General features: G+C 71.5%; 12 protein-coding genes and 1 pseudogene. 6 read left to right on the top strand and 7 right to left on the bottom strand.

The features are described from left to right. Positions 1 to 187: 187 nt before the first annotated feature. Positions 188 to 1,825 (top strand): annotated as a pseudogene (ctaD, locus tag ACFUPX_RS13760) (cytochrome c oxidase subunit I); the annotation flags it as partial. Between the two features lie 46 nt (positions 1,826 to 1,871). Here the strand turns inward: ctaD and ACFUPX_RS13755 are convergent. The 5 genes from ACFUPX_RS13755 to ACFUPX_RS13735 form a co-directional block, all read right to left on the bottom strand. After that, entirely contained in the window at positions 1,872 to 2,942 is a 1,071-nt protein-coding gene (locus ACFUPX_RS13755) for a helix-turn-helix transcriptional regulator (RefSeq protein ID WP_383320594.1), read from the bottom strand. Positions 2,943 to 3,031: 89 nt separating this feature from the next. Next, positions 3,032 to 3,910 (bottom strand): hypothetical protein, encoded by an 879-nt coding sequence (locus ACFUPX_RS13750; RefSeq protein WP_383320592.1) that lies wholly within the window; start codon positions 3,908 to 3,910, stop codon positions 3,032 to 3,034. Next, positions 3,907 to 5,166: a glycosyltransferase family 4 protein gene (locus ACFUPX_RS13745; RefSeq protein ID WP_383320590.1), complete on the bottom strand. Its 1,260-nt coding sequence runs from the start codon at positions 5,164 to 5,166 to the stop codon at positions 3,907 to 3,909. The genes ACFUPX_RS13750 and ACFUPX_RS13745 overlap by 4 nt, the downstream gene beginning before the upstream one ends. Positions 5,167 to 5,330: 164 nt before the next feature. Then, on the bottom strand, positions 5,331 to 6,611 hold the full coding sequence (locus ACFUPX_RS13740) for an ABC transporter substrate-binding protein (protein ID WP_383320588.1): 1,281 nt from the start codon (positions 6,609 to 6,611) through the stop codon (positions 5,331 to 5,333). Further along, a complete protein-coding gene (locus tag ACFUPX_RS13735) occupies positions 6,586 to 7,185 on the bottom strand; it encodes a hypothetical protein (protein ID WP_383320587.1) in 600 nt (199 codons plus the stop codon). The genes ACFUPX_RS13740 and ACFUPX_RS13735 overlap by 26 nt, the downstream gene beginning before the upstream one ends. A 248-nt stretch (positions 7,186 to 7,433) precedes the next feature. Between ACFUPX_RS13735 and ACFUPX_RS13730 the strand changes: the two genes are divergently transcribed. Genes ACFUPX_RS13730 through ACFUPX_RS13720 form a run of 3 tightly spaced genes read left to right on the top strand, consistent with a single transcriptional unit; the run spans position 7,434 to position 11,768 of the window. After that, complete coding sequence (locus tag ACFUPX_RS13730; RefSeq protein ID WP_383320585.1) at positions 7,434 to 7,892, top strand: hypothetical protein; 459 nt, start codon at positions 7,434 to 7,436, stop codon at positions 7,890 to 7,892. Positions 7,893 to 7,896: 4 nt separating this feature from the next. Continuing rightward, the gene (locus ACFUPX_RS13725) at positions 7,897 to 11,037 is read left to right on the top strand and encodes an ATP-binding cassette domain-containing protein (RefSeq protein ID WP_383320583.1); all 3,141 of its coding nucleotides are present in this window, start codon (positions 7,897 to 7,899) and stop codon (positions 11,035 to 11,037) included. Beyond that, the gene (locus ACFUPX_RS13720) at positions 11,034 to 11,768 is read left to right on the top strand and encodes an ATP-binding cassette domain-containing protein (RefSeq protein ID WP_383320581.1); all 735 of its coding nucleotides are present in this window, start codon (positions 11,034 to 11,036) and stop codon (positions 11,766 to 11,768) included. Before ACFUPX_RS13725 ends, ACFUPX_RS13720 begins: the two co-directional genes overlap by 4 nt. On the opposite strand, the gene ACFUPX_RS13715 is transcribed toward ACFUPX_RS13720, so the two are convergent. Next, a complete protein-coding gene (locus tag ACFUPX_RS13715) occupies positions 11,740 to 12,645 on the bottom strand; it encodes a transglycosylase family protein (protein ID WP_383320580.1) in 906 nt (301 codons plus the stop codon). The two genes, ACFUPX_RS13720 and ACFUPX_RS13715, sit on opposite strands and share 29 nt — an antisense overlap. A gap of 119 nt (positions 12,646 to 12,764) precedes the next feature. Then, positions 12,765 to 13,409 (bottom strand): transglycosylase family protein, encoded by a 645-nt coding sequence (locus tag ACFUPX_RS13710; protein WP_383320578.1) that lies wholly within the window; start codon positions 13,407 to 13,409, stop codon positions 12,765 to 12,767. Between the two features lie 525 nt (positions 13,410 to 13,934). Here ACFUPX_RS13710 and ACFUPX_RS13705 point away from each other — a divergent pair. Further along, the gene (locus ACFUPX_RS13705; protein WP_383320576.1) at positions 13,935 to 14,741 is read left to right on the top strand and encodes a hypothetical protein; all 807 of its coding nucleotides are present in this window, start codon (positions 13,935 to 13,937) and stop codon (positions 14,739 to 14,741) included. Positions 14,742 to 14,870: 129 nt separating this feature from the next. After that, the gene (locus tag ACFUPX_RS13700) at positions 14,871 to 15,170 is read left to right on the top strand and encodes a hypothetical protein (protein WP_383320574.1); all 300 of its coding nucleotides are present in this window, start codon (positions 14,871 to 14,873) and stop codon (positions 15,168 to 15,170) included. Positions 15,171 to 15,213: the final 43 nt, after the last annotated feature.

Raw genomic sequence — 15,213 nt, 5'->3', positions numbered from 1 at the left:
CGCGTCACACGTACGGGCGGTTCCGTAGTTGTTCCGATGTGATTCCCGGATATACCGCAAGGCCGCGGACCGCGCCCAGAAACGACCGTAATAGCACGGCCGAAAAGTGGACGAGGCACCTTTACACACCCCGCGCAATTCCCGAATCCTGGACGCTCGCCGGGATGTGACGCCGTATAGGGAATTCATGGTTCCAGCACAGCGGGCCGGTACGCCCCCTGTCGGATCCGGGTGTGACGCGAGCATCATGGCGGGTGCTTCAGGCAGGCCCAGCGGCGCGACGGCGAAGGGGCGAGCGATGGGGACTGATACCGCGACCGAGGCCGCACCACCGGTCCGGCACAAGACTTCGGGCCGGGTCCTGGTGGACTGGCTGACCACCACCGACCACAAGAAGATCGGCCACCTGTACCTGATCACGTCCTTCGTGTTCTTCCTCGCCGCCGGCCTGATGGCTCTGATGATGCGGGCCGAACTCGCCCGCCCCGGGCTGCAGCTGATGTCGAACAACGAGTTCAACCAGATGTTCACCATGCACGGCACGATCATGCTGCTGCTCTTCGCGACGCCGACCTTCGCGGGCTTCGCCAACGAGATCATGCCGCTGCAGATCGGCGCGCCCGACGTGGCCTTCCCACGGCTCAACATGCTCTCGTACTGGCTGTTCCTGTTCGGCGGCCTGATGGTGCTCGGCTCGTTCCTGGTGCCCGGCGGCCCCGCCAACTTCGGCTGGTTCGCCTACGCGCCGCTCAACAGCATGGAGCGGTCCCCGGGGATCGGCGCCGACCTGTGGATCATGGGGCTCGCGCTCTCCGGGTTCGGCACGATCCTCGGCTCGGTGAACTTCCTGACGACCATCATCGGGATGCGGGCGCCCGGGATGACGATGTTCCGGATGCCCGTCTTCACCTGGAACGTCCTGTTCACCTCGATCCTGGTGCTGCTCGCGTTCCCGATCCTCGCCGCCGCCCTGCTCGTCCTGGAGGCCGACCGGCGCTTCGGCTCCATGGTGTTCGCCCCGGAGAACGGAGGCGCGCTGCTGTGGCAGCACCTCTTCTGGTTCTTCGGGCATCCGGAGGTCTACATCATCGCGCTGCCGTTCTTCGGGATCATCTCCGAGATCATCCCGGTGTTCAGCAGGAAGCCGATCTTCGGCTATCTGCCCCTGATCGGCGCGACGATGGCCATCACCGGCCTCTCGGTCGTCGTGTGGGCCCACCACATGTTCGCGACGGGCGCGGTCCTGCTGCCCTTCTTCTCCTTCATGTCCTTCCTCATCGCGGTCCCCACGGGCGTGAAGTTCTTCAACTGGACGGGGACGATGCTCAAGGGCTCGCTGTCGTTCGAGACACCGATGCTGTGGGCGATCGGCTTCCTGGTGAGCTTCCTCTTCGGCGGGCTCACCGGCGTCATCCTCGCCTCGCCGCCGCTCGACTTCCACGTCACCGACTCGTACTTCGTCGTGGCGCACTTCCACTACGTGGTGTTCGGCACCGTCGTCTTCGCGACCTTCGGCGGCTTCTACTTCTGGTGGCCCAAGCTCACCGGGAAGCTGCTCGACGAGCGGCTTGGCAAGATCCACTTCTGGACGCTCTTCATCGGCTTCCACGTGACGTTCCTCGTCCAGCACTGGCTGGGCGCCGAGGGCATGCCACGGCGGTACGCGGACTATCTGGCGGCGGACGGCTTCACGGCACTCAACACCATCTCGTCGCTGGGGGCGTTCCTGCTCGGCATGTCCACGCTGCCGTTCCTCTACAACGTCTGGAGGACCGCCAAGTACGGCGAGAAGGTCGACGTCGACGACCCCTGGGGCTTCGGCCGCTCCCTGGAGTGGGCCACCGCCTGTCCCGCGCCGCGCCACAACTTCGTCACGCTGCCCCGGATCCGCTCCGAGTCCCCGGCGTTCGATCTGCACCATCCCGAGTACGCGGCGTTCCAGCCTCCGGGGACCCAGCACCCGGATCCGCAGACCGAGCACCCCGGTCCAGGGCCCGGCTCAGGAGGTCCCGGGCCGAGCTGAGCCGCTCGGTGAAGTCAGCGGGCTCGACCACCTCGAACTCGAAGCCCATCAGCAGCACATGGATCACCATGACGTCCAGGCTCATGGCGCCCGTGCGCAGCAGGCAGCTGCTCTCGGACTCGGCTTCCAGCGTGCCGGCCGACGGGGTGATCCGCTGGGCCGCCTCCTCCAGGGGCACCAGGAGCCGGACCACCGCCTGGGCGGCGTACGCGCGCGTGGAGACGCCCCGGGAGACGTACGCGGCGAGGTCGCCGGCCGGCGGGGTGCGGGGGGCGAAGCGCGGTCCGTGCGGCGGCCTGGGGGTGACGCGGTCCACGCGGAAGGTCCGCCAGTCGTCGCGGTCGACGTCCCAGGCGACCAGGTACCAGCGGCGCTCGGTGCAGACGAGGCGGTGCGGTTCGACGGTGCGGCGACTCGAACTGCCGCCGTGGTCGCGGTAGTCGAAGCGCAGGCGTTCCGCGTCCCGGCAGGCGTGGGCGAGTTCGGTCAGGACCGAGGGGTCCACGGCCTGCTGCTGCGGGGTCCGGAACATCGGCACGGTGAACGCGGTCAGGGCGCCGACCCGGCGCCGCAGCCTGCTCGGCAGGACCTGCTCCAGTTTGGTCAGGGCGCGTACGGAGGTCTCGCCGATGCCCTCGATGCCCTGTCCGGCGGCGGCGCGCAGCCCGACGGCCACGGCGACCGCCTCGTCGTCGTCCAGGAGCAGCGGCGGCAGCTCCGCGCCCGCGCCCAGCTGGTAGCCGCCGCCCGTGCCGGGGCTCGCGTTGACGGGGTAGCCGAGCTCGCGCAGCCGGTCCACGTCACGGCGCACGGTGCGCGGGGTGACGCCGAGCCGCTCTGCCAGGTCCGCGCCCGACCAGTCGCGGTGGGCCTGCAGCAGCGAGAGCAGGCGGAGCAGTCGTGCGGAGGTCTCCAACATGGGGCCGATTGTGCCCGGCGTCGCGGACAGCCACGGTCCGCGATGGCGTCAGCACGTGGCGACGGGCCCCCGGGTCAATCCTCGACGGATCAGTCCTCGACCGCGTTCGCCTCGCGGATCCGCACCGAGAGGTCGTTGTCGTTCGTGTAGTACGGCCCCGCGTCGAGCGGTCCGTGCACCGCGGTGTCGAGCCGCACCGCCGGGTAGGTGAAGATCTGCTTCTTGTCCGGCACGTCGTCCAGGAGCCGGGCGAGCCGGATCCGCGGCCCGCTCTCCCCCGCCGGGCGCAGCCAGAGGTCCCAGGGCCCGGGGCCGCTGTGGGCGAGCACGTCGCAGTGCAGGCCGAAGCTGAACTCCACGCCGTCCGCGGTCAGTTCGGAGCGCTCGATGCGGTCGGGCTCGGCGCGCAGGGACGCCTCCGCGTAGGCGGCGGTGGTCAGCACGGTGCCGTACACGCGGCCCTGCGCGGTCACCGCGGCGCCGGAGATCCGCAGCTCGCCGATCTCCGCGTGCGGGGCGCGCAGCCAGCTGCGTACGGAGAGATTGCCCTGCTTGGTCGCGTACGGAATGCGTACGGCGATGTGGCCGCGGGCCCCGCTGGGGGCGCGGTCGACCAGGGAGCGCAGGTCGTTGACGCCGGGCGCCAGGCGGCGCGGGGTGGCGCCCCCGACCTCCGCGTAGGCGTTCCAGCGGCCCTCGGCCAGTTCGACGCTGCTGGGCAGCGCGGCCCGCAGCCTGCCGTCGGCGGCCGGGGACAGCGGCAGGCGCACGTCCTCGTCGGCGGATGCGGCGTCGCGGCGGCGCAGCAGCAGATAGGCCGCGCCCTTGCCGCCGGGGTCGGTGACGTCGAAGGTGAGGCCACCCGCGGAGTCGGCTATGCAGTCGGCGCGCGGTGCCGCGGCGACATCCTGATCAACGCCGGCGTCGTCGCAGGGCGATGAGGCGTCCGAGGTGGCCAAGGCCGTCATGCGGTGGATCCCTTCGTCTGTATGCCGATGTCCCGTACCGCGTACGCGCCGCCCAGGAGCGCGCCGCGGGTGCGGTGCAGCGAGCCGCGCATCCGGCCGCCGAAGGAGCTGCCGCGGGCGAGCATCCCGGTGAACATCGCGTCGTAGCGCTCGGCGATGTGGGCCGGGTCGAAGCGCTCGGAGTCGTGGAGCGCGGCGCCCGCCATCCGCTGGCGCAGTGTGTCGTCATTGATCAGTTCGAGCAGGCCGCCCGCGATCGCGGTGGGGTTGCCGACCTCGACGAGGCGTCCGTCGACGCCGTTGTCGATGATCTCGCCGGGGCCGTGCGGGCAGTCGGTGGCGACGACGGGCAGGCCGCAGCGCATCGCCTCGACGATCGTCATGCCGAAGGACTCCAGGCTGGAGGTGACGGCCGCGATGGAGCCCTTGGCCCACTCGGGCTCGATGGGGTGGGCGGGCCCCATCAGGAAGACGTGGTTGTAGAGGCCGAGTTCGTCGATCAGGGCGCGCAGCTTGTCCTTCTGCTTGCCGCCGCCGTATATCCGAAGCCGCCAGTCGGGACGCTCGGCGCGCACCTGGTCGAAGGCCCGTATCAGCAGGTCGTACCGCTTGACGGGGGCGAGCCGCCCCGCCGCGACGACCCACTTCTGGTTGCCGTCGGCGGGCTCGATGCCGGGCGCGGGCACGGGATTGGGCACGGCCTGGACGTGGACGCCGGGCAGTCGCATCATGCGGCGGTAGGCGCGGGCGTCGGCCTCGGTCGTCGTGGTCAGGACGTCGAGGCGGGGATAGACGCTGCGCAGCTGACGGCGCAGTTCCTTGGAGTGGCTGTCGAGCGTGAGGTGCTCCTGGCCGACGCGCAGCGGGCCGCGCGCGGTCTCGCGGGCGATGTGCACGTTCAGGCCGGGGCGCGTACCGATCACCACGTCGGAGCCGACCGAGGAGAGGTGCTCGGCGATGCGCCGGTCGGTGAGGGCGCTGTACTGGTCGTAACGGCCTTCCGCGCTGGGGAAGGTCCGGGCGGGCCGCAGGGCGTCGGCGGCATCCCCCTCGTAGCCGGGGCTGTCCTTGCGGATGTCGACAAGGTGACTGAGCCTGACGCGGGAGTCAGGGGAGAAAACGGGCTCGTCACGGTGGCGGAAGACGGAGACGATCTCGACGTCGTGCTGCTCGGCGAGAGTGTTCGCCAAGTTGTACGTCGTCCGGATCGTCCCGCCGATTCCGTACGCGTTGTGAATAAGGAAAGAGATGTGCATGCGTCCCCGTATCCCCCGCTTCCCCGCGGACAGTCCCTCTCGTCCGCCTACCGCAGGGTTAGACGGGGATTACGGCCCGAGGGTTGGGTTCCATCATCATCTTGTTCCTGAACAGTTGTGCCATTGATATTCGGTATTGGGAACTTTCCTGCTAGGTACACACATCATGGCTGGTAGGAGAGCTGCGGCACGTCGAAGCAGTTCTTGCTCATGTCTCCCTGTGTGACCCAGCCCTCACTGTCCTTCCAGCGGGCCACCGACACACAGGTCTCACGGGTGCCCGGCGGATCGGCCCGGTTCTCGTACGTCACCGGGAGCAGCAGCCCCCGGGCGGTGTACGGCGTACCCCGGTTCATGAAGCGGTCGACGCACGCGCGCGTGACGTCACCCCGGCACGACGTCGCCGCGTCCGTGAACCACATGGCGGCGGCCCAGCCCTCCAGCTGCCACTGGGAGAGCTCCTTGTGCCCCTTCATGGCGGCACGGAACTCGCGCACGGCGGGCCGGCCGGAGTCCTCGTAGTTGCGGCTCGCGCCGGTGACCCACAGGGCGTTGCGGCAGCGCGGCGCGTCCTTGTAGTCCTCGGCCACGGATGAGGTCCAGTTCTGCACGTTGGTGACCTTGGCGGTGACCTTCGCCCCCACCTCGTCCATCGCCTCGCACAGCTGGACGTTGCCGTGGGTGTCCATCGCGTCGAAGACCAGGTCGGCGCCCTGCTCCTTCAGGTCGGCCGCCGCCGCCCGGAAGTTGGGCAGCGCGAAGTCGACCTGCTCGGTGACCACCTTGTAGCCCTCGGCCTTCAGGCCCCGGGTGACGAGACGGGCGTACGCGGCGGAGGCCGCCTGGTTGTAGGAGACGACGGCGGCGGTCCGCGCCCCCTGCTCCCGTTCGAAGTAGCGGTAGACCTCGGTCCCGCCGATCAGCTTGCCGCCCCAGCCCGGCTTCCCGTTCCGTGGGGCGAGGCTGCCGTAGATCCCGTAGAGATGCGGATAGGTGTCGTACGCGGACCCGATCGGCTGGCCTCCGACGTCGGGCACGCGCGCGCGGGAGACGCGGGAGGCACCGGCGTAGTCGAGGGAACTGGTCGCGACGAGCGCGACGACGCGCTCCTCGTCGATCAGCTTGTCCACGCATGCGCTGTTGCCGACGCCGCTGCCGCCGTCGTCGCACGTGCGCACCTCGATCGTGCGCCCGTCGATGCCGCCCCGGGCGTTCAGCCGCTCGAAGTACGCCTTCGCCCCGTCGCGCGGCCCGGTGAACGCGGAGCCGCCGACCGGGCTCGTCGCACTGGTGATGATGCCGACGCGGACCGGCGCCCGCGACGGGGCGGGCGCCGTGCTCCTGTCCTCGAAGTCGCTCTCGGGCAGCCGGCTGCCGCACCCCGCCACCGCGACGAGCAGCGCGGCTACGGCAAGGGCCTCAACAGCCCGGACCGGGCGACGCATTGCCGCTCAGCTTCACCAGTGCGCAGAGGGTCTTGACGGACACCTTCCAGGTGTCGTCCACGTGGACGGAGGTTCCGGAGGCTCCGGGCAGCGCGGTGGCACCCTTCAGGGTCAGTGCGTACGTCACGTCCGCCTCGGTCGCCGAGGTGAACTCGACCTTGTTGACCTCGGCGCTGACCTGCTTGCCGCGCTCGTCGCCGCTGAATCCCTTCAGGACGGCGCGCATCTTGGGCCCGTCCTCCAGGACGGCCTCCTTCTCCTTCATGGAGACGGCGGGATCGAAGAACTTCTCCCAGTTCTTCTTGACCTCCTTCTCGGCCGCCGCCGGATCCGCGGGCGCGCTCGCGTCGTCCGAAGGCGCGTCGTCGGACGAGGCGTCGTCGGAAGGCGCGTCCTGACTCGACTTCTCCGCGGACGGCTTGGGCGGATCGCTGTCGCCGCCCCCGCCGCTGTCGTCACCGCATGCCACGGCGGCCGGAGCGACGAGCAGGACCGCGGCAGCCGCCATCGCCGCGCTCCGCACCCTTCCCCGCCTGAGATCACTCCACCGCTTGGGGCTGGTCCAGAGAACCATCTGGCTCACCACCGGTATCGGTCCGGGCGGTCAGCGCCCGGAGCTTTCAGGGTCAGCTTGCAGAAGGCATAGTGCAAGCCATCGGCTGACATGGACAGCCCACCGACGCTACGAACGTGTCCCAGGGGGCGCAGATGCGGGCGGCTCAACCGGATCAGACACCGGATCAGGAACCGGATCGGACACCCGATCAGCCGGCCGACCAGACACTCGATCAGGCAGCCGGCCCGGCACAGCGGCTCCGTGCCGTGCGCCCCCTCCTCTGGGTGGCCTTCGCCGCCCTCGCCGCAGGTGCGGTGCTCTGCGTGGTCGGCTGGTACGGCATGTCGGGCGAGCGCTTCGCCGAGCGGCAGCTCCCCTATCTGGCCTCGTGTACGGTGCCGGGCGCCGCACTGATCATCGCGGGCGCGGTGCTCTTCACCCACGGCAGGAGCACCCTGGCCACCTCCCGCGTGGAGGAGCTGTACGAACTCCTGGTGACGGCGGGCACGCCTCCCCCGGCGGCGGAGCGAAAGGCCCCCGTGGCGATCAGCGGCGAGTCGCTGATGATCCCCGGCGGCACCCTCTGGCACCGGGCGGACTGCCCCCTGGTGGCCGGAAAACCGGAAGCGGTCCCCGCGGACGCCCACATCATCGCGACCGGCGACCTGAGCCCCTGCCCCATCTGCGAACCCCAACCGGCCACCACCCCGCCCCCGGAGCGATGACCCGGTGGCCTCCCTGAGCTACGACCTGACGCTGGCCGGGCTCGCGGTCGGCAGCGCGGCGGCCCTCACCGGCATCGGCCTGATCGTCACGTACCGCGCGACCGGTGTCCTCAACTTCGCGCACGGCGCGATCGCGATGGTCTGCGCCTACGTGCTGCGCCAGCTGACGACGGAGTGGAACTGGCCCCTGCCCCTGGCCACGGCGGTCACGCTCCTCCTGATCGCCCCGGCCATCGGCCTGCTCCTGGAGAGGGCGGTCTTCCGCCCCTTGGCGGTCCTGGGCAACGACCCGGCCCGGACCTTGGTGGCGTCCCTCGGCGTCTTCATCCTCCTGGTCGGGGGCGCCGCACTGATCTGGGGCCCAGGAGCCAAGGCAGACGCCCCCACCCTCGTATCGGCGGACCCCTGGGCCCAGTTGGCGGTGACGATCGCCCTCGCCGCCGCGGTCTGGGCGGTCACCCGCTGGACCCGCTTCGGCAGCGAGCTGCGGGCCGTGGTCGACAACCGCCCCCTCGCGGTGCTCAGCGGCGTCGACGCGGACCGGGTGGCGTCGGCGGGCTGGGCGTTCGGCGCGTTCACCGCGGGGCTCACCGGGGCGCTGCTCGCCCCCTTCGTACGCCTGGACCCGTACGGCATGCCGCTCCTCGTGATGGAGGTGGTGGCGGTAGCGGTGGCGGCCCGCATGCGGAGCCTGTCCACAGCCGTGGTGGTGGCCCTGGGACTGGGCGTGGCCCAGAGCCAGCTGACCCGCCTGCACCCGTCGGGCTGGGCGGAACCGCTCCTCCAGTCCCTGGGCGCGAACATCTTCGTGGTGGCCCTCCTCGTCGCGGCGCTCGTCCTCCCGGGCATCGGCTCGCACAACACGCTGCCCCGCACCGCGACGGCGCGCTTCCCGACGCCGCCGGGCGCGTGGATCGTGGCGGCGGTCCTCTTCCTCATCCCGCTGGGCTTCGCGGGCTCGGACCTGACGACCTCGGTCCAGGTCCCGGCCCTGGCCGTCATCCTCCTCTCGCTGGTGATCGTCACCGGCAGGGGCGGCCAGATATCCCTGGGCCAGGCGGCGTACGCGGGTCTCGGCGCGCTCTTCACCGCCCTCCTGACGGCGGGCCGCTTCCCCGGCCTCCCCGAGCTCCCCCACCTCCCGGCCCTGGCCGTGGCCGTCCTCCTGGTGGCCCCCCTGGGCCTGCTCACCGGCTGGCCCGCGATCAGCCGCCGCGGCCTGGCGCTCGCCCTCGCGACGTTCGCGGTCGGCGTCGGGGTCAGCCGCTTCGTCTTCGCCCAGCCGTACGCGACGTCGGGCCTCGCCCTGGACCGCCCCGCGGGCTTCGACAGCGACCGCGCGTACTACGTCCTGGAACTGGTCCTGCTGGCCGCGGCGTTGCTCTTCGCGACGAGCATGCGCCGGGGCCGCATGGGGCGGGCGCTGGCCGCGATGCGGGATCACGAGGCGGGGGCGGCGGCTGCGGGCGTGCCCGTGCGCTCCCTCAAACTCACGGCCTTCGTGGCCGGGGCGGCGCTGGCCGCCCTGGGGGGCGGGATGCTGGGCATGGGTCTACGGGCCTTCGATCCCGCCGCGTACGACCCCGTGCGGGGGCTCCTCTGGTTCGCGGCGGTAGTGGTCCTCGGCGCGGACAGCCTCCTGGGCGCGCTGCTGGCGGCGGCGCTCCTGGTGGGCCTGGACGCGGGCACGCGGGGCGGTGTGGCAGCGGCCCTGATAGGCGTCCTGGCACTCCTGACCACCCGCACCCCACCCCCCACCGACCTACGCCGCCGCCTCGCCCTAACCCCCCTGGGCAAGCGCGCCCGCAACATCCTCACCCCACCCCCCGGATCGCCCCGCATCTCCCCCTCCACGAACAAGCTCTCCCACCCACCCACCGGATTGCCCCGCGGCACCAGCGGGTGGGTGGGCCTCATCCGATGGCCGGGCGGGGGGCGGGCGGGCAGCGACCGGCAGTCCGGCGGCCGACGGGCGCGCTTCCTCCGATCGCCGGGCAGAGGGTGGGCGGGCTTCCCCCGATGGCCCGGCAGCCGTCGAACGCGCCAGAACGGCCTGCCCGGCAGCCGGCCGGTGAGCCCCGACCGAACACCGAACAGCCGACGGACACACCTCCTTGGTCTGTGGGCGGGCCTCGGCCGGCTGATCGGCGGTGGGCGGCTGGGCGTCGTCCGATTGCCGCGCGGTCAGCAGCCGGACCCCGCTCCCTCGCCCCGCAGCGGACACGCGGAGAGCGGCGACGACGACGGTGCAACCGAAAGCGGCACAGGCCCGCAGCCGCCGAACCGACCTGAGGGGACGGGCCGGTATGTCCGCCCGGAGCACGGTTCGCTGGACTCCCCCGCCGAAGAACCCCCGCGGCCACCGGACGACAGCGAGGACGGACATACCGGCGCGGCCCCGCCCCAGAACGGCCCCCGCCGCGAGACCCCGCACCCAACAGGACCCCGCCCCAGAACCCCGGCCCCCCTGACGGCCCACCACATCACCGCCACCTACGACGGCTTCACCGCCCTCGACGGCGTGGACCTCTCCGTACCCCCCGGCCACATCACAGCCGTAGTAGGCCCCAACGGCGCAGGCAAGAGCACCCTCTTCCACTGCCTGGCCGGCACCCTGCGCCCCGACACGGGCCGCATCACCTTCGACGGCAAGGACATCACCCGCACCCCCGCCCACGCCCGAACCCGCCTGGGCGTGGCCCGCACGTTCCAGCAGCTGGCGGTCTTCCCCTCCCTCACTGTCACCGAGAACATCCAAGTAGGCGCGGAACAGGGAAGGCCCACGCACCCCCAAGCCACGACCCAAGCCCTCCGCCTCCTCTCCCTGCACCACCCCACGACCCGCCACCACCCCGCCGCAGACCTCCCCACCGGCACCCTCAGACACGTAGAACTGGCCCGAGCCCTGGCAGGCCACCCCCACACGCTCCTCCTGGACGAACCGGCAGCAGGCCTGGACACCGCCGAAGTGGCCGCGCTGGCCCGCGTCCTGCGCGCCCTCGCGGCAGACGGCATGGCGCTCCTCGTGGTCGAGCACGACATGGACCTCGTCGCGGACCTGGCCGACACCGTGCACGTCATGGCAGCAGGCCGCATCGTCACCTCAGGCCCCCCGACCGAGGTCCTCCACAGGATGGCCCCATGAGAACCGGCATCGCACTCCACGAGGCCCGCGTCCACTACGGCCCCCTGGAGGCCCTGCACGGCGTGACCCTGGCCGCGCCGTCCCCCGGCCTCACCGTCCTCCTGGGCCGCAACGGCTCGGGCCGCACCACGGCCCTGCGCGCCCTGGCCGGCACGGCCTCCCTCACCACCGGCACGGTCACCTGGGACGGCACGGACGTCACCCGGCTCCCCGCCCACGCACGCGCGCGGCGCGGCCTGTGTTTCGTACCGGACGGGCAAGCGGTGTTCGGCCACCTCACCGTCGCCGAGAACCTCGACCTCTCCGGCCCCGGACGCGGACCCAGGCCCAGGCCCAGCCCCAGGAACAAGCCCGACATCACCCCGGCCCTGGACGCGTACCCCCAACTCCGCCCGCTCCTCCCCCGCAGAGCAGGCACCCTCTCCGGCGGCGAACAACGCATGCTCGCCCTCTCCCGCGCCCTTCTGACGGCCGACGCCCGGGTGATCCTGATCGACGAACCCACCCAGGGCATGTCCCCCGCCGTCGCGTCCCGTACGTACGAGCTCCTCGTCGGCCTGAGCAGGCGCAGCCCGCACACCTGCGTCATGACCGCGGAACAGCGACTGCCGCCCGGCCTGCGCGAACACGCGGGCCGGACGGCAGTGGTGGTGCACGAACTGCGCCGTGGCGCGGTCGTGTTCAGCGGCGAGGCGACCGAACTCAGCCCACCGGCGCCGGGTCAGGCTTGACGGACGCGGCGGGCTTGGCGGGCTTGGCCGACCCGGAAGGCTCGGCAGGCGTGGCCGACACATCAGGCTCAACCGTCTTGGCGGGCTTGGCCGTCTCGGCAGGCTTCGCAGACTCGGCCGACTCGACGGGCTCAGGCCCCTTGGACTGCTCAGCGGGCGTCGCCGACTCGGAGGGCTTAGCCGACACGGAGGGCGTCGCCGACCCACCCGGCTTCCCCGGCTTCGAAGGCTTGGCCTCCTTCGAAGGCTTCGCCGACTCAGACCCCTTGCCCGCCTTCTTCGGAATGACCAGCTTCGTGCCGACAGACAGCCGGTCGGGGCTGCCCCCGACCTCCTTGCGATTGGCTCGATACAGGGCTTCCCATCCGCCCTTGACCTCGTACCGCCGGGCGATGGAACTCAGCGTCTCCCCCGCCTTGACGACATGCACGACGCCCCAGCCCTCGCGGATCTCCCGGGGGATCTTCTTGGAGCACACCGGCCAGGCCTTCCAGCCCTGGACCCGAAGCACCTCCTCGGCGACCTTGATCTGCTCCGCCTTGGTGGCGAGGTCGGCACGGCGCGCGTACTTGAGCCCGCCGAACTCCTCCCAGGTGGACTGCTTGAACTGCAGCCCTCCGTAGAAGCCGTTCCCCGTGTTCACGTGCCACCGGCTGGTGCTCTCGCACTGCGCGAGGCAGTTCCAGCGCCCCTCGGTGCGGGAGCAGTCGTACGCGGCGAAGAGGGCTCCTGGCCCCGGCAGGGGCCGCGGTGGCGTCGGAGCGGCGTTCGCGGGCGCGGGCAGCAGCAGGGAGGTGGCAGCGGCGACGACCAGACCAGAGGGCCACAGCGACCGAAGACCCGCGCGCAGACCCTTGCGAAGACTCTTGATCGGCATCGGATACATCCGCCCACGCTAGGCAGCGCCCCCGCGGCACGGGGCCGTGCCGCGCCGCCACGGGCGCGGCCCCACCCGGTCAGCCGACCGAGCGGGACCACGCCCTTGGTGGACGGAACTCAGAGATCGAGCCGCTGCCCCGGCAGGATCACGTTCGGATCCCCACCGATGACCGCCTTGTTGGCGGCGTACACCTTCTGCCAGCTGACGCCGTGCGCCGCCGCGATCCGGCTCAGGGTGTCCCCCTGCCGAACGGTGTAGTCACCGCGCCCGGAGCCCCGGTCGGCATGACCGGGCGCACGCTGCTGCGGTGCGGCGGGCCGCTGCTTGACCGCCTTGGGGGCCTTGGCCGCCCTAGGAGCCTTGGCCGCCTTGGGGGCCGCCGGAGCGGCTGCCGCCCCCGGCGCGCCGCCGGACGCACCCGCCCGAGCCGAACAGCTGGGCCACGCGCCCCACCCCTGAGCGCGCTGGACCTTCGTGGCGACAGCGATCTGCTGCCCCTTGGACGCCTGGTCGGCGGTGGCCGCATAGGCCCCGCCGCCGTACGCCCGCCAGGTGGACGCGGAGAACTGGAGTCCTCCGTAGTAGCCGTTCCCGGTGTTGATGTGCCAGTTTCCGCCGCTCTCGCACTGAGCGATGCGATCCCACACTCCGCTGTCCGCCGCTCCGGCCTGGCCGGTGGCGGTGAGCAGTCCCAGCGGGGCGAGCAACGCCGCTCCGCCGATCACTGCTGTCCTGCGAACGCTACTGGGACGTGCGGACATGAATATCCCTCTCGAAGGACCCGGGGTCCCCCAGGTGTCCCGGGCCTCCTCGCGCATCTGACGCCGGAGGCCCGCTCACCCCGTCCGCCGGAGTTCGGCACGTTCGTGCCGTGGTGCTCGAGCTGGCTGACTGGTGCGGCCGGCGGACGTACCCGAGCGGTGCTCGCTGCACACGGCGGTGGAATCTAGGCGCCCGCTCGCCCCGATATCAACCAACTCCTTGTCATTCCAGGCCAGTTGACTGTTACCCGGAGTATCGGCGATTTCAGGCCAGCCACTTAATTCCCTGATTTCAGTATTTGTCGACCTGTCGCCATGGCGATCTGTGACCCAGCTCACCGCACCAACTTGCCTGTACGCAGAAGACATTGGCGCGGAGTGACGAATTCCGCCGGACAACTCACCCTCCGCTGCGGATGGTTCGATTCCGTTCGCCTTCGCGCGTGACCTGCGCCACTGATCGCCCGTTGTCTTCTTATGAGCCGGGCACCCCCGGTCCGTACGCAACGATTCCGAGGAGCCCCCGTGCCGCGCATGCTCGACGTCGGCGACGACGTCCGCGCCGAGATCGGCGACGAAGAAGCCGACCGGCTGCTCGCCGGAGAGAACGCCCCGGGCAGTTACGACTGCACCTCCTGCCGCACTCCAGGCGACACGGAGCAGGAACGCACCAGCACGGTCCTGTTCATCGGCGACGAGACGGCCGTCCTCGCCTTCGCCCACGCCACCTGCCTGCCCTCCCAGATCGTCCAGGTCTCCGAGGAGCAGCTGCAGGGTGCCGTGCGCTCGATCACCGGCGAGGACGGCACCGGCGTCGCCGGGGTCCCGGCCGCCGGTCCCGTCGGAGGAATGCCCGACCAGGCGGTCCTCGGCGTGACCAGCGGTCTCGTCCTCATCGAGGGCGAGCTGCGGCCCGCCCTCGTCGTGGAGCCGACCGGCGCCGTCGCGCGCCCCGGCTCCGCGCCCGGCGGCGGCGACGACTTCCTGTCGCTCCTGGTCGAGCAGGGCTTCTCGCCGGTGGCCTCCCTCGACACCGTGCCGCCGGTGCTGCACGGCTGGTCGGTGCTGCTCGCCGCGGGCCAGCTGCACGCCGTGCTCCAGCCCGGCGTCGGCGGCGGCTCCCCCGTGGCCTGGTGGCAGGCCCACCACCCGCTCCAGGTCACCGATGCCTGGCGGGCCGCCGCCAACAAGCTGCAGACGGTGCTGCTGTTCGCGGCGCCGGTCGGCTCCATCGGCCGCCAGCCCCGCGAGGACCTGCTGCGCGGCGCCCTGGACAAGGCCGCGGTGCACGGCCGTCTGGTCGCGTCGGCGATGCCGCTCGCCGGCACCTGAGCCCGTGCGGGCCGCGCCGTGAAAGCGGCGCGGCCCCCGCATCCGTAGGCGGACGGGGTCGTTGGCACATACGTGCACACATACGACCCCTCCCGCCCCCGGCCGGCGTACCAGACCCCCATCCCCTCCATGCGCTCGGCGCAGGAGACGGGGGCCGACTACTCGGCCACGCCGATCTACGACGCGCTCTACTCGGAGTACCGCAGGTCGTTCAAGGCCCTTCCGGGAGACCGGACCGGCGAGGAGGATCTGGGCTTCACGTCGTTCGGCAGCGCGCCGTACGGCATGCACCGCGTCGGCGACCGGCACGACCCCCGGAACAACACCTTCAGCCAGCTGCACGTCACCCGCTACGGCCACGAGCAGCACGGCACGATGCACCAGCAGTTCCCGGCCGCGCTGCCGCCGGGGCCGCGCAGGGGGTTCTGAGCCGCCGACGCCGATGGGCCGGGCCCCGCCTTCACGAAGAAGG

Origin of the sequence: Streptomyces sp. NPDC057302, assembly GCF_042667685.1 — a bacterium.
In the GTDB taxonomy this organism is placed as follows: Bacteria; Actinomycetota; Actinomycetes; order Streptomycetales; family Streptomycetaceae; genus Streptomyces.
This window is presented reverse-complemented; position numbering and strand designations above follow the sequence as displayed.

Excerpts from the sequence above, each read along its gene's own strand:
- ACFUPX_RS13755 (WP_383320594.1), bottom strand. The coding sequence starts at position 2,942 with ATGTTGGAGACCTCCGCACGACTGCTCCGCCTGCTCTCGCTGCTGCAG.
- ACFUPX_RS13750 (WP_383320592.1), bottom strand. The coding sequence starts at position 3,910 with ATGACGGCCTTGGCCACCTCGGACGCCTCATCGCCCTGCGACGACGCC.
- ACFUPX_RS13745 (WP_383320590.1), bottom strand. The coding sequence starts at position 5,166 with ATGCACATCTCTTTCCTTATTCACAACGCGTACGGAATCGGCGGGACG.
- ACFUPX_RS13740 (WP_383320588.1), bottom strand. The coding sequence starts at position 6,611 with ATGCGTCGCCCGGTCCGGGCTGTTGAGGCCCTTGCCGTAGCCGCGCTG.
- ACFUPX_RS13735 (WP_383320587.1), bottom strand. The coding sequence starts at position 7,185 with ATGGTTCTCTGGACCAGCCCCAAGCGGTGGAGTGATCTCAGGCGGGGA.
- ACFUPX_RS13720 (WP_383320581.1), top strand. The coding sequence starts at position 11,034 with ATGAGAACCGGCATCGCACTCCACGAGGCCCGCGTCCACTACGGCCCC.
- ACFUPX_RS13715 (WP_383320580.1), bottom strand. The coding sequence starts at position 12,645 with ATGCCGATCAAGAGTCTTCGCAAGGGTCTGCGCGCGGGTCTTCGGTCG.
- ACFUPX_RS13710 (WP_383320578.1), bottom strand. The coding sequence starts at position 13,409 with ATGTCCGCACGTCCCAGTAGCGTTCGCAGGACAGCAGTGATCGGCGGA.
- ACFUPX_RS13700 (WP_383320574.1), top strand. The coding sequence starts at position 14,871 with ATGCGCTCGGCGCAGGAGACGGGGGCCGACTACTCGGCCACGCCGATC.